15 protein-coding genes are annotated in these 14,120 nt (G+C 31.9%); 2 read left to right on the top strand and 13 right to left on the bottom strand.

Annotated elements, in window-relative coordinates; translation table 11 throughout:
- Position 1: 1 nt before the first annotated feature.
- Positions 2-1,078, bottom strand: a complete 1,077-nt coding sequence (locus tag I6L50_RS18900; RefSeq protein WP_219302354.1) for a helix-turn-helix domain-containing protein — start codon at positions 1,076-1,078, stop codon at positions 2-4.
- Positions 1,079-1,408: 330 nt separating this feature from the next.
- On the opposite strand from I6L50_RS18900, the gene I6L50_RS18895 reads away from it, so the two are divergent.
- On the top strand, positions 1,409-2,386 hold the full coding sequence (locus I6L50_RS18895) for a phosphotransferase enzyme family protein (RefSeq protein ID WP_219302352.1): 978 nt from the start codon (positions 1,409-1,411) through the stop codon (positions 2,384-2,386).
- Positions 2,387-2,500: 114 nt separating this feature from the next.
- Here I6L50_RS18895 and I6L50_RS18890 read toward each other — a convergent pair whose 3' ends face one another.
- From I6L50_RS18890 to I6L50_RS18855, 8 genes are all read right to left on the bottom strand, one after another.
- Complete coding sequence (locus I6L50_RS18890) at positions 2,501-2,956, bottom strand: cupin domain-containing protein (RefSeq protein ID WP_219302350.1); 456 nt, start codon at positions 2,954-2,956, stop codon at positions 2,501-2,503.
- Positions 2,957-3,202: 246 nt separating this feature from the next.
- Positions 3,203-4,582: a dihydrolipoyl dehydrogenase gene (lpdA, locus tag I6L50_RS18885; RefSeq protein WP_219302348.1), complete on the bottom strand. Its 1,380-nt coding sequence runs from the start codon at positions 4,580-4,582 to the stop codon at positions 3,203-3,205.
- Positions 4,583-4,785: 203 nt separating this feature from the next.
- Positions 4,786-5,382, bottom strand: a complete 597-nt coding sequence (locus tag I6L50_RS18880) for a TetR/AcrR family transcriptional regulator (protein ID WP_219302346.1) — start codon at positions 5,380-5,382, stop codon at positions 4,786-4,788.
- A gap of 158 nt (positions 5,383-5,540) precedes the next feature.
- Positions 5,541-6,248 (bottom strand): aminoglycoside phosphotransferase family protein, encoded by a 708-nt coding sequence (locus tag I6L50_RS18875; protein ID WP_219302344.1) that lies wholly within the window; start codon positions 6,246-6,248, stop codon positions 5,541-5,543.
- A 116-nt stretch (positions 6,249-6,364) separates the two neighbouring features.
- Positions 6,365-7,159 (bottom strand): VOC family protein, encoded by a 795-nt coding sequence (locus I6L50_RS18870; protein WP_219302342.1) that lies wholly within the window; start codon positions 7,157-7,159, stop codon positions 6,365-6,367.
- 117 nt (positions 7,160-7,276) lie between these two features.
- A complete protein-coding gene (locus I6L50_RS18865) occupies positions 7,277-8,110 on the bottom strand; it encodes an alpha/beta hydrolase (RefSeq protein WP_219302340.1) in 834 nt (277 codons plus the stop codon).
- Positions 8,111-8,246: 136 nt separating this feature from the next.
- The gene (locus I6L50_RS18860; protein ID WP_219302338.1) at positions 8,247-8,999 is read right to left on the bottom strand and encodes a class I SAM-dependent methyltransferase; all 753 of its coding nucleotides are present in this window, start codon (positions 8,997-8,999) and stop codon (positions 8,247-8,249) included.
- 292 nt (positions 9,000-9,291) lie between these two features.
- Positions 9,292-9,630 (bottom strand): winged helix-turn-helix transcriptional regulator, encoded by a 339-nt coding sequence (locus tag I6L50_RS18855; RefSeq protein WP_219302336.1) that lies wholly within the window; start codon positions 9,628-9,630, stop codon positions 9,292-9,294.
- A gap of 194 nt (positions 9,631-9,824) precedes the next feature.
- Here I6L50_RS18855 and I6L50_RS18850 point away from each other — a divergent pair, with 194 nt between their 5' ends.
- A complete protein-coding gene (locus I6L50_RS18850; protein ID WP_219302334.1) occupies positions 9,825-10,541 on the top strand; it encodes an SDR family oxidoreductase in 717 nt (238 codons plus the stop codon).
- Positions 10,542-10,681: 140 nt separating this feature from the next.
- Here I6L50_RS18850 and I6L50_RS18845 read toward each other — a convergent pair whose 3' ends face one another.
- The 4 genes from I6L50_RS18845 to I6L50_RS18830 form a co-directional block, all read right to left on the bottom strand.
- The gene (locus I6L50_RS18845) at positions 10,682-11,494 is read right to left on the bottom strand and encodes a MerR family transcriptional regulator (protein WP_219302332.1); all 813 of its coding nucleotides are present in this window, start codon (positions 11,492-11,494) and stop codon (positions 10,682-10,684) included.
- A gap of 130 nt (positions 11,495-11,624) precedes the next feature.
- A complete protein-coding gene (locus I6L50_RS18840; RefSeq protein ID WP_219302330.1) occupies positions 11,625-13,085 on the bottom strand; it encodes a serine hydrolase domain-containing protein in 1,461 nt (486 codons plus the stop codon).
- Positions 13,085-13,597, bottom strand: a complete 513-nt coding sequence (locus tag I6L50_RS18835) for a DUF1129 domain-containing protein (protein ID WP_088039424.1) — start codon at positions 13,595-13,597, stop codon at positions 13,085-13,087. Before I6L50_RS18835 ends, I6L50_RS18840 begins: the two co-directional genes overlap by 1 nt.
- On the bottom strand, positions 13,594-13,935 hold the full coding sequence (locus I6L50_RS18830; protein WP_219302328.1) for a PadR family transcriptional regulator: 342 nt from the start codon (positions 13,933-13,935) through the stop codon (positions 13,594-13,596). Before I6L50_RS18830 ends, I6L50_RS18835 begins: the two co-directional genes overlap by 4 nt.
- Between the last annotated feature and the right edge of the window lie 185 nt (positions 13,936-14,120).

Here is a 14,120-nt window from a genome sequence, read left to right as displayed (position 1 = left end):
TTCATCTCGCTTTATTAATAAGCTCTATATATTGTAAGTCCCCATATCCTATTGTTGGAAAAAGATTAAATAACCTTTTTAATAACTCTTGTGTTGGTAAATCTTTATTTTTGGAGATATACTTTACTACTACATTATTTTCTTTTAGCATTTCTAAATATAAATCTATCGCCTGATACATTACAGGTAGTACCTCATGAGATGGCTTTTTATGATTTACTAGAACTTCATTGTAAACAGAAAAATAGTTCCCTAATTCAAGTTCAATTTGACTAACTTTAAATTCATCTTCTCTGAAGCTATTTAAGTATACTTTTCCCTTATAACCAGACTGTTCAAGGTAAGAAAGTACTGTAAGTAGATTCATTTGGCAAAACATATCTTCACCGAACCATAAAACAATACATTTATACTCTTTCTTAAAAAGATTCTCTAAAGGATGAATAACCTTTTTCGTATAATTTTCTACAGTACCTTGGTGTCCTTCTGCCCTTGTTTTAATAAACTCATCATCAAAAATCTGTGCAGTAGTCGTATTTACACACATATCTTCATTAAATGGAGCGTAATCAGACTCCCCCATTAGTTTTTCACTTTTAAATTCTTCATACATAAATTGACCATTTAATATATTTAGTACATCTTTATCAAACAGCTCACTCTTCGCATTTCGTAACTGATCAACTTCAATTTTTCTAGAAAAATTCATTCTATCCCACTCCTTTCCATCATTGATTGAGAGTTTAATAAATGATTGAACCGGTATTTTGTTAAGTTGGAATTTTCCTGGGGTTATACCAAAAACAGTTTTAAATGCTCTACTATAAGCCTCTTGCGAAGAGTAATCGTAATCAAATGCGATATCAATTATCTTTCTATCATTCGTCAAATCTTCCGTTGATAAATACAATCTTCTAAGAAGAATATATCGTCTAATACTTATCCCTGTTACTTGATGAAATTTAAACGAACAGAAGTAAGGAGAATATCCCATATAATTAGATAATTTATCTAATGAAAACTTCTTTTTTAAATTGCCCTCAATCCATTCAATCATTAGCTGTATATGTTCATTCATTTATCCCCCTCCTCACTAAATATTATAAGAAGTATCCACTTCTCTCTTTTGATATTTCTTGTGGTTTATAACATTAACCACCCTCTAGAACCTTTAAATATCATATGTAATTACTCATTTCATATTTTTTCAGCTATCTTATTTTTCCATACATTTACTTAACTTTCTAATAAAGTGAAACTTTAATCAGTGGGAAGTTTGTTCCTCCCCACTGATTATTATCCCATACTAATCGGACTTTTACGGGATAAATCTTTTTTAAAGGATTCTACCAAATAAAACACGAAATTTGTAAGTTAAGGAACTAGTAGTTTTGTAAGTGGAAAATTTATGTTTGGAAAGGAAGTTAAAATGAATAATATAGAAAAAGAGATACTTAAACTAATTAATAAACTATATCCATTGGATTTTATTGAAATGAAACCAATAACAAATGAAATGTATCAATGTCTCACAGCACAAAGTACTTACTTCGTTAGAATTACAAACTATAAAACATATGAAGAGCAATTAGCAGAAGTTACATATACGAACTTTTTATATCAAAAGGGCTTAGGAGTCCCTCTAATAATACCTTCTTTAAAGGCGAATTTAGTAGAGAAAATAACCTTAGACAAAGAAGTTTTTGCTGTATTATATAAAGCTGCTCCTGGTATACATTTACCAAGAAACGAATGGAATTCTAATGTATTTAAAAAGCTTGGTCAACAAATTGGTAAATTACATCGTGCATCTAAAAATTTTGAAAGTATTGAACCAGTAAAACATATAAACGACTGGTATGAAAATGAAGAGTATAATTTTCTTAACTATATCCCAAAAGAAGAGACTACTATAAGAGAAATTGCATCTGACGTTTTAACTTCTATAAAGGATCTGCCAAAGTCCACTTCAAATTACGGCTTAATTCATGGAGATTTATGGTTAGAAAACATATTAGTGGACAATGATTTAAATTTAACAATGATTGATTTTCAAGACTGTGAAAAACATTTTTACATATTCGATTTAGCTGTTCCAGTCTATAGTGCGATAGAATATTCTTTCGTTGGGAATGGCAACATAGTCGACTATGAGGATTCTATTACAAAAGCAATAATCGACGGATACCAGGAGGAAAATGATCTACCTAAAGAAATGATAGAGCAGCTTCCATTGTTTATTAAATTAAAGGAGATATTCGAATATAGTTTAATGCATATGTATTGGAATAAAGAAGAGTTAACTGAGGAGCAAGTACGGATAATGAACCTTTATAGAATAAAGATTGAAAAAAGCCATTCTTTAAACACAGTTGGTTTCCTATGAAGTACACCCAATTGTTACATTCAGTTTAACAATTGGGTGTACTTTTCTATAGATAAGTTTTCTTCAAAAGACAAAATACAAGCAGCGAAACGATATTTAATCGTACAGTGGCACCTATTTTTCAATCCATTCAACGGATTTATCTAGCTTAATACCATCCTCGATATTACTTTCTTCCAAAGTATTTGCCCTAGCTTGAATACAAATAAAATAAAGAGGTTCACTTGAATTGTTACGCCAAATTCTTTCCCCCTCTTGTGCCACCCTTATGACAGTACCCTCTTTGATTTCAAGGATTTCATCATCAATCTTGAATTCCCCTTGTCCTTTGACGAAGATATACAGCTCTTCATTTTCTCTATGCTTATGATAAAAGGGCATTGAAATGCCTGGAGGGAAAACATTTAGTGAAGCTTCCATCCCTGTACATTGTAAGTCATCTTTAAGAAATACCTTTCCAGGAGCTTTAAATGGATTTCCATTTTTATATTGAAGCAGATCCTCCCACTTTCCTACTTGAACAGCACTAAAATTTTTACCTTCCATTGTTGAATTAACAAATTGACTCATTTGTATTCTCCTCTCATATTTATTTTCCATAATTTCACTTTTTATTCTCTAATAAATGAATAAATCCTCTCACAAAAAGAAACCGAATAGTCTCTTTTTTGCGGTAAAAAAACGGCTCAATTAGCCATAATATGTTATTAAGAAGTTTATTAGTAAAGATTGTTTTTTACATATTTATTTATCTCTACATTTATTTTATTTAGAATTTCTAAAAAACGAAGCAATCCAATTTTTATTAATTAATATTTATTTAAAATTGTAAATTATGGCCTCAGCAGCTTCCATCACAATCTCACTTAAAGTTAGTTGAGCATGTGGTGTTAATGCAATATCCTCAACTGTCATGCCTGATTCAATTGCTAAACCCATTTCGGCAATTATTTCTGATGCACCATTTCCCACGATTTGAGCACCTACTAATACACCATCTTCTTTACGCACCAATAGCCTCAAGAACCCTTTTCCTTCATTTGATACAAGTGCACGACCGTTTGCTGAAAATGGGAATTGAATCACTTTTACTTCCATGCCTTCTGCCTTTGCTCGCTCTTCAGCATAACCAACTGTAGCTAATTCAGGATTTGTGAAACAAACTGCTGGAATTGCCAAGTAATCAACACATGATAGTTCACCAGAGATAGCTTCGGCAGCTACTTTCCCTTCGTAAAATGCTTTATGTGCAAGCTGTGGACCAGCAATGATATCTCCTATAGCAAAAATGTTCGGAAGGTTAGTACGACATTGTTGATCAACTTTTAATAAACCGCGGTCAGAAAACTCAATACCGATTTTTTCAAAACCCATATTTTCAGTATTAGGACGACGGCCAACCGTTACTAATACGTAATTAGCGTCAACTTTCTTTTCTTCACCACCAATTTCGTAGGTAACAATTACACCATTTTCAACTTCTTCTACACCTTTAGCGGATGCATCTACTATTACTGTAACACCTTTGTTTATAAGGTCTTCTTTCACAATTTGAGTCATTTGTTTATCGAAGCCAGTTAAAATATCTTTACCTCCTTCAATAATTGTTACTATAGAACCGAGGGAAGCGTAAGCAGAGCCCAATTCAGTACCAATGTAACCACCACCGATTACAACCAATTTACTTGGAACTTCAGTTAAACTAAGTGCACCTGTAGAGTTAATCACACGTTTTGTAAATTTAAATGTTGGAATTTCAACTGGGCGTGATCCAGTAGCTATAATTGCATTTTTAAATGTATATGTTTGAGTTGCATCTTTATTGGTTACTCGTATAGTGTTAGCATCCATGAAATAAGCTTCACCTTTTATCACTTCTACTTTATTGCTTTTTAATAACCCTTCTACACCACCTACTAATTTCTTTACAACGTTGTTTTTAAATTCTTGTACTTTTGCAAAATCAACATTTACACCAGAAGAAAAAATACCCATATTTTCTGAATGCTTTGTTTCCTCAAAGCGATGACCTACAGAAATAAGTGCCTTAGATGGAATACAGCCAACGTTAGCACATACGCCACCAAGATTCTCTCTTTCTATAATTGCCACTTGTTGCCCTAATTGTGAAGCTCTTATTGCAGCAACATATCCTCCAGGTCCAGAGCCAATTACGATTGTTTCTATTTCTCTCATATCCTTTTTCACACTCCTCCAAAAATTAGAAACAGGTAGGCCGAAATTGTTCATACTCTACACATTTTTCAATTTACTATTTTGTATTAGTACCATTCTTCTCTCATCCGTTTTTTCATAGTTCCATCATGGAATTTCTATTAAGTGATCACCCCCTCAAAAAAGAAACCGAACAGTCTCTTTTTAGCGATAAAAATTACGGCTTACTTGGCCGTAATTTGTTTTTCCAATTCATCTAAAAGTCGTGACGATACTGTATCAATATAGACTGTATCTTGGTATAAGCGTGACAAGGCAAGTGCTCCTTCAAGAGAAGAAATCCAGATGATAGCAATCTGCTTTGCTTGAGTATCTGGTTTTAACTCTCCTTGCTCAATTCCATACGTAATAATCTTTTCAATTATTCCAAGTAATTGATTCATCGCTATCTGTGCTTGTACTGCCATGAGAGGATGGGAATCATCTGCTTCTAACGTTACGTTCATGATTGGACACCCTCCAGGAAGAGGATCATTATTAATGAGAGATGTAAAAACTGAAATAAAAGTTTTTAACTTATCCAACGTATTGGATGCTTTTTTCATCTCTTCGACATAACGCACTCCCATTTGTGAAGTTGCGTGCTGAAAGACTTGAACAGCCAAGTCATCTTTATTTTTAAAGTGACGATAAATACCACCCTTCTCCAGCCCAGTCTCTCGCATAATATCAGAAATTGAAGAACCACTATAGCCCTTTACATTAAACAGAGCAGAGGAACGATCAAGAATCATTCTTTTTGTTAATTCACCTTTACGCATTGTGTCCTCCTAAAAGAAAACGTTTAGTCTCTTTTAAGTATATGACAAACCGAAAAGAATTAGCAAGAAAAAATAACAGGGAATATCAATGAGTAAAAAAACAAATGATACACCATCCTTACAAGAATCAGAATAAATACATGAAAAACATCTTTTATTTACAGAGGTTTAGTCTCTGCCAGTCTAGCTGCACTAATTATAGGAGCCCACTGGAAAATTTCATCTCTTAATAAACCTGTTTTTTTGCAATATATATGTAAATACATTTCAGCTAATTCCACTGAATTCTGTGAATACAATAAGTATGTCCGAAACACATCTGCACGAATATCACCTGAACTAGCATCAACCCAATCTATAATTTTCACATCACCATTACTCATAATTAAATTAAACGGATGTAAATCACCATGACATAATCTAGGTTCAAATGTGATTAAATCTAACTTTTTTAATATATTTCCCTTTTGTTTTTCATCCAGATCATGTACGGAGTTAATTTGACGATAAAGCCTTTCTTCCATCGGTTCTATTTCATCCGAGCTCACAGATATAGCATGAATTTTTTGTTGTATACTTACACAAATACTTATGAAATACTCCGCTTTACTCAAATTATTAAGCAAAAGCTCACCAACACTTTCTCCTTCTACATATTCCATAATAATAGCTTGTCTGCCTTGTATCTCTGTAACTTCAAATACTTTAGGAACGTGTAAACCACATGAATATGCATACTTTTGTTTTTGTGCTTCGTATAGAGATTCTGTATTAGGGAGGCATTCTTTAAACAATTTCACAACTTTATTATCACAAAGATAAATTTCAGCCGTATTTCCTTTGGCTATCGGATTTCCTAGATTCAATTCATTTCTCTCCTTACAGTAAATTAGAATAACGCTTTATAGTCCTCTATAAATTCAGTGTAATTATACTGAAACCCTTCTTCATGAAAATAAAAAAAACTTACCCCTCCCTATAATTATATAGAAAGTGGTAAGTTTAATTTTCTAGGAATATCGGAATGAAAATCCGGTGTATGCAAAACAGAAAATGAATACCCTTGTTGAATAAACACTACTTCAGTATGTTTACTTTCAAATGGAACACCATTTTTCTTAAAGTTATTTTGGATTTGTTGTAAAAACGCATGATCCGGTGTTCCGAATGAAACATGTACTTTCGGTGGTAAAGCTTTCATCGCGATTGGAATCCACGGTCGCTGCCACCAGGTTGCAACGATATATGCAGTGCCACCTATAACAAAGTTGAAAATATCCCCATCTTCCTTCGTTTTCATGTCTAGATTTGATTTCAACCATTCCGTAAATACAGGTACACTTTTAACCGGAAGACCAATTTCCCTTACGTATAAAATGTTTAACGGTGAATGCGGGACTAATACCTCTTCTTTAACATAACTATGTGCAATAATTTCGAGAAGATTTCCATCACCATCTTTAAAGTATAAATTGAATAGACCATTCTCCTCACCAATTGTATGACCATCTTTCCATTTCACAATGAGTAATCCAGACTCTTTAAGCCATTTTGCTGTTTCATGAAACTTTGAATATGGGATCTCAAAAGCGAAATGCGCAGGTGCAATTGGTTCATATACTTCTTGAAAACTAATTGTGGTATACGGTGTTACTTCAAATTGAATATATGATGCGGTTTCTTTTTTTATTGGAAAAGATAATATGTCTTTATAAACTTGTTTTACCCCTTCTATGGAAACCGTTTGTAGTTTTATATCTGATATATGTGTAATCACACTACATTCCCCCTTGTTTCTTACTATCTATTCTTATTGTATTACACTTATAAATAGATAAAATCAAACCGAAGGGTGGATTTTTCGTGTAAAAACTACAACTTTAGTATGAATATGTTAGCTCCAATTACTTTTTATTTCCTCTATAACAACTTCTGGTTTATCCCAGTGTAATAAATGTGTAGTATCAGAGATTAATTTTACTTTCGCGCCAGTTTTTAACTTAAAAATTTCCACTGTTTTATCTCTATATTCATCCCATATCTGCGGTAGTGTAGCTCGAAGCAATATAATATTAGATGGTAACTTCTCGTAAATATCTATCGTTTCATCTTTATGCATACCTCTTATTATATTACCAGCTGTTGTACCTCTCGCATGCCAACATACTTCATTATCCATTTCAATCCCTAGGTCTTTTACAGCAATTTCTAATAATGGAGACCACCTAGTATAGGCTTCTTTTTCACTTTTGAAAAATCCATCCCAATTATTAAAAATATATTCTTCAAAATCCTTTTCGTAATACGCGATTTCCTCTTCAAGCGTTTCTTCTTTAAGCCTTTTTGTTTGATATCCTCCATCAATAAGAATGCTTTCTAGTACTTTTTCTGGATTATTTAATAAATAAAATAGTGCTACAAAACTTCCCCACGAATGTGATAAAAAATAGAAATGTTCAATTCTCAGTTCATTTATTATTTCATTTAACCAGTTTGCTAAATTCAGCATCTCATAATCTTCCGTTCTTTCAAAGGGCGGTGTTTTACCATGCCCAGGTGCATCAATGGAGATAAATCTATACTCTTTCTTTAATTCTTCTGCAATTTCTATAAAACTTAAACTCGTACTACCTAACCCATGTAAACAAAAGATAACGGGCTTTTCATTATTTCCCCACTCAGTAATATGTGCGTTTATTTTTTCGTTGTTAATATAGTAACGTTTCAAAATAATTATCCCCTATATTTCAATTTTCAGATTACTACTTTACCTATTTCTATGATTTTTAAGTTTTCCCTGCATTCTTTTCCACAAAAAAAGCTGATTTTCTTTTAAAGAAAATCAGCTTTTACGTTAAAATACACTATGATTTAACAGCAATAATCATAAACCTTTTTGAATTCGTACGAATACCTTTTTCGGAACTATTAGCGTCAATGAACTTTTGTAAAATATTAAAATCCTCTTCCTCTTCTCCAAATCTAGGAATAATAGGCGTATGTTTTAATAAGAAAATGAGATCTTCAGGAGTACTGTAATAATCGGTGACATCGTATTCACGCACTTGCACGAGTTCAAATCCCGCACTAATAAGTTCACCCATATACTTTTCTTCTAAAGTTCCATCTCTTTCACCTAAGCATTGTCCTCTGCCAAATGCTTCTTTAAGGTTTAATTTATCATGTTCACTAACTTGTTGTGTTAAGAAAAAAGTACCTTTTTTCATTACTTTTGCCAATTCAGATGCTACAAACGGCGCATGACAACTTGAAGCAATATCAAAATGAGCATGCGGAAACGTTAAAACTTCAGAATCCATTTGGAGAAATTCAACGTTTTGTACACCTGCTTTATTCAAATTAAAATGTGCTGTTTTGATCATTCCATTAGAATTATCTATTCCAATCAGTAATGCAGCTGAAGATGCTATTTTTAGTACATTCTCGCCTCCACCTGTACCAACATCAAGTAGAATATGTGATGGTTTACATCTTACTTTCACTTCGCTATAAAAGTCCCAGGTGTCTCCTACAGTCTCACATTTTAGCTTACTAAAATCCCAGCCGTTTTCACTTCCCACTTTATCATAAAAGTTTTTGTACTCTAATTCATTCATTTTATTATTTCCCCTTTGCAAAAATGCATCAAATGTTTAATTATGATAATCCTTGAAATAGACTCATAGTTGATTTTATCGTAAAAGGGCCTATGTCTCCTTTTATATCTGCTACGTATTTTTTCAGCACCGAACAACTAGTTACTTCGAACGATACAGCATTTCATCTATATCACCTCATCCGGAAGACTGCCTATATAATAACCTATAGTACTATTTAATTATATATTATAAAATACAAATTATTAAAACGATATGTTTCGACACATCACATTTAGTTTACATAATAATATTATAGTTTGTTTTTATCGATATATTCTAAATGTCCTCTTCCCCAACCACACATACTATCCAAAACAATACTGACTGTTTTTCCCTGCTCAGTTAAGCTATATTCCACTTTAGGTGGTATTTCTTGATAAATTTCGCGTTTTATTAGTTGATCGTGCTCTAATTCACGAAGCTGCTTCGCTAATGTTCCTTGAGAAATGCCTGGGATTAATCGCTTTAATTCACCAAACCGTTTCGTTCCATCTGTTAATAATATAAATAAAATGAGTGGCTTCCATTTACCCCCGATTATTTGTAATGTCGCTATTACCCCTTTTAATTTAGGTTCTTGTAAATCCATCTTCTCACCTCTTCCATCCCATCATAGATCATAATAAATAATTTTTCATGTTATTTCTCCGTTCACTGATTCATTAGTACGAAAGTTGCGACTAAGTACAAGTAAAGTGTGTACTTTTCAATAATCATTTTTTAACGAATAATAAAAGCAACACAGATTTTTTTAAAATTTTATATTAAGGGAGAGGCTTAATCATGACTTTTACTACACTAAAAGGTAAACAAATCGTTATTATTGGTGGAAGCTCTGGTATTGGATTAGCAACAGCAAAACAAGCAATCGAACAAGGCGCACATGTTATTATTGCAGGACGCTCGGAAGAAAAATTAAAAATTGCTCGAGAATTAATAAATAACAACCATCTTCAAACTTATGTATTGGATAATCAAAATAAAGAGCAATTACAAGATTTTTTCAAGACAGTTGGGAATTTTGATCATTTATTCACACCGGGAGCCTCTTACACACTTGGACCAATAACCGCTACAGATGATATTGCTGAAAGCAGCTTTATCGGAAAGTTTTGGCCACAATATTACACCGTAAAATACGCGATTCCTTTTCTTTCAAACTCTGGATCTATCGTGTTAATGTCCGGTGCATTTAGTCAAAGACCACTTAAAGGTGCACCTGCTTATGGAGCTTGTAATGGCGCTATTGAAAGTTTAGGAAAAGCTTTAGCTGTTGAATTAGCTCCGATTAGAGTTAATGTTGTTTCTCCTGGAACGATACGAAGAGAGAATGAACAAAATGAAAAAAGAATGGCTGCTTATGAAGATTATAAATCTCGTTCTCTTGTTCAGAGACCTGGGCATAATGATGAAGTTGCACATACTGTCCTATATTTAATGCAAAATGGGTTTACTACAGGTAGTGTATTATTTCCTGATGGAGGATACACATATCATTGATTTATAACAATTCAATGCCTCCTTAGATTAACTAGTATTAAGGAGGCTATTATGGTTAATCAACGAGTCCTTTGTGCTAAATATTTTCAGATGGAAATACAGTAAAAAAGGCATATACGATGCCTTTTTTACTGTATTGTTTATTTGTTTATCGGATAACAAACCTCTGTAACCCACTTATTAGGATCCGATTCCATCGCTGGGCTAACGTGATAAATATTAAACATCGGGCCTGCTATTTCATATTCTTCCGCCTCAATCCATTTTGCGGCTGCTTCATTTACGGTTGTCATTTGTTCATAACTTCCGTTTACTGTTATAGATGCTACCTTGATTGGATCTATCTTTTTGAAATTAACATCTTTTGTATTTTCATGCTCCCCTAAAATATTTATCTGTATTTCTACATCCACATCATTTTCCTTATATTCTTGATCATGGAATGTAGCAATACTATAACTCGGATTAGCTATACTAATATTTTTAACATTAATTTCTTGCATCAATATACTCCATAAATCCCCTTCGCAATTATACGATGGAATAACCTTTCTAACACTTGCTACATTTCTTTCTGGAATTTCTTTTAATGAAACATGATAGTTCATTTCAATAACATCCTCTCTCATCGTTTTCATTGAGTCTTCGAGGAGACGTAATTGTTTTTTGAGATCGTCCATTTCTTCCTTTACTTGAGCACTACGATTTTCAAATTGTGACTTTATTACTTCAATATTTTCACTCTCTACTAATTCTTTAATAGTGGCAATATTAAATCCCATATCTTTTAACACTTGAATTTGATTTACTTTCTTTAATTGGGCTGCTGAATAAAATCGATAACCACTTTGCTCATCGACTTTTACTGGTTGTAATAATTCCACTTTATCGTAATGTCTCAACATACGTATACTAATGGAAGATAGTTTTGAAAAATCCCCTATTTTGAACATTAGTTCCTCCTATTTATTACAACTATTCGAAGCTCAACTTAAGCTTAAACAATGACATTGTGTGAGAGTCAACTATTTATAACAGTTTAAACAATTATTTAATGTGTTATATTTATATAATTAAAAGCTCTTACGACTTATTTACCAATTCGCTTTTCAACGCAATATATATTGATATTAATCCATTTACATTCAATAAAGTAACTATAATACTAATGAGCAACGCTACATCTGCAGAAAACATTTTAATCGTCTGCCACGGTGAATTTGTACTATAAATAAGAAGTGGAATTAAAGTAATAGATAATATTAGAAATAAACTCCCTAGAAAAATCCAGGTTATTTTTTTACAAATTTTCTTACGTTTATACTTTATTATTAACATAATTGCTGTAATGAAAAGTGCGAATATTAATATTGACATAACAATTTGAACTATCGGTATATTATTTGGTATATCAACCGGTTCTTCACCATTCAAAATATTAATAATCCCTTTTTTAAATTCTGGTAGTGATGCTTCTTCTAAAACATGATTTTTATTCGTTAAAATCACAACACCCCAGCCAGTTTCATTTAAAATAAATATTTCTGCATGTGAATCAGGAGTTGAGCCTGAATGCCAAACCATCTTTTCGTTTTCATTTATATTTGTTGTCCTCAGTCCAAAACCATAATATTTCGCTGAATCTATTTTATATAATGGAGATAAATAAAGATCCATACTATCTTTATTTAAAAATTGTGTATGCTCTTGGTGATTCAAAAACTTAATGAATTGAATCATATCTTCTAGATTTGCTGTAATATATCCATATGGTGTCCCACCATTATCATACGACACCGTACTTTTTCTTGGTATTCCAAACCATGATTGATAACCTGTTAAATAACCCTTTTTATAAGACTCTTCACTATTTGCTGCTGCACCATTCATTCTTAATGGCTGAAAAATTTGCTTCTCCATATAAGTAGAGTATGTCTCTTTTGAAACTTCCTCAATAAGTGCACCAAGAACGAGATAATTTGCATTACTATATTGATATTTTTGTCCTGGGGGAGCAGTTAATGTTACATTCGACAGTTTCATTACATTTTCTTTTATAGCCGTAGTAGTCTTTGATTGCTTATCTGATAATGCTAAACCTTCATAGGTACTCATTCCACTTGAATGTGTTAGTAGATGTTGGATTGTTATATTTGAGGCCGATTGATTATCTTTTACTTTAAACCAAGGAAGATGTTGTTGAACTGAATCCTCTAATTTTATTTTTTTATCTTCTATTAACTTGACTATAGCTAAAGCTGTTAAAGATTTACTTATTGAGCCAATCGCAAATGGGGTTTTACTAGTTACCTTTTTTTCAGACTCCCCAGTAATCCCCCATGTTTTTGTAAAGAATACATCTTTATGATGTACAATTGCAACGGAAGCTCCAGGAATGTTCTGTTCCTTTATAAATTTTTCAATATACTTATCTAATGTAACTTTAATATTTTGCTGAGCATAAACTTTTGGATGTACGATACATAATATTAATACATTACAAAGAATACAAATTTGAAATAGTTTATAGATAGTTTTCTTCATTATACTTTAGATAGCTTTCTTTTTTTATAACTTACTAGGCTAATAAATACTAATATAGAGAGCGTAAAACTAAATATTATTAATACATAGTTCCACCATTGATTCTCTGCTATACGATATAAAAGATTATAATTAAATGTATTTTTGCTATTAGTTCCGTTAAATGATTCAGTTAAAAATAGTGAAAGTGTAGTTTGTGAGATGAGGTAAGTAATAACTGCGATGAATATGCCACCTAAGATAAATGTGCTCGAATTTCCCTTTTCATTTTGAAGTTGTCTCATTTTAACTTGTAGGTCAATTTCATTTATTTCTAAAAAATCTTGAACAAATAATTGAGGCGTACCTAGATCATTTATACTATCCTCCCCATTTTCACGACATTCTTGAATATGCTCTAAAATTTGTTGTTTAATATTTTCCCTTTCTTCTAAACTTATATCGTATTGCTTTAATTCCTTAAGTACGTCAGTTAAAAATTGATTTTCTTTACCGTTTAATTCATTCCTCATTTTAGAAGGTCTCCTTTCAAACCACTTTTTAATAATGTTTGAATATCAAATTGTAATTCTAACCACTCATTAATTTTCTTCTCAAGACGTATTTTCCCGTTTTCATTAATTTCATAATAGATTCTAACTTTACCACTGTCTGTTACTTCTTGATAAGTATTTACCCACTCTTGATTTTTTAACTTAGTTAAAATAGGGTAAATACTTCCTACTCCTTTCAATTTTAAATTGTATACTTCAAGTTCTTTCATAATTTCATAACCATAACTTTTCTTTTTCGACAAAATAGATAACACACACATTTCTAAATGACCTTTAATTAAACTTGTTTTGTCCATAGGATAAATTTAACAGAAATATATACTTCATTCAAGTATATATTTCTGTTAAATTTAAAAATTCTAATAATTATGCAATCACTAAAAAAGTAGCATATTCCTTTTGTTATTATCCAAATAACCTAAATTATTATCCCAAAAAAACATTTTTATACGTCAATAATTATATAATAAATGATCATAAT

Origin of the sequence: Bacillus sp. FDAARGOS_1420, from assembly GCF_019344915.1 — a bacterium.
Taxonomy (GTDB): Bacteria; Bacillota; Bacilli; order Bacillales; family Bacillaceae_G; genus Bacillus_A; species Bacillus_A mycoides.
The sequence above is the reverse complement of the archived record's forward strand: the minus strand, read 5'-3'. Positions and strand labels throughout refer to the sequence as shown.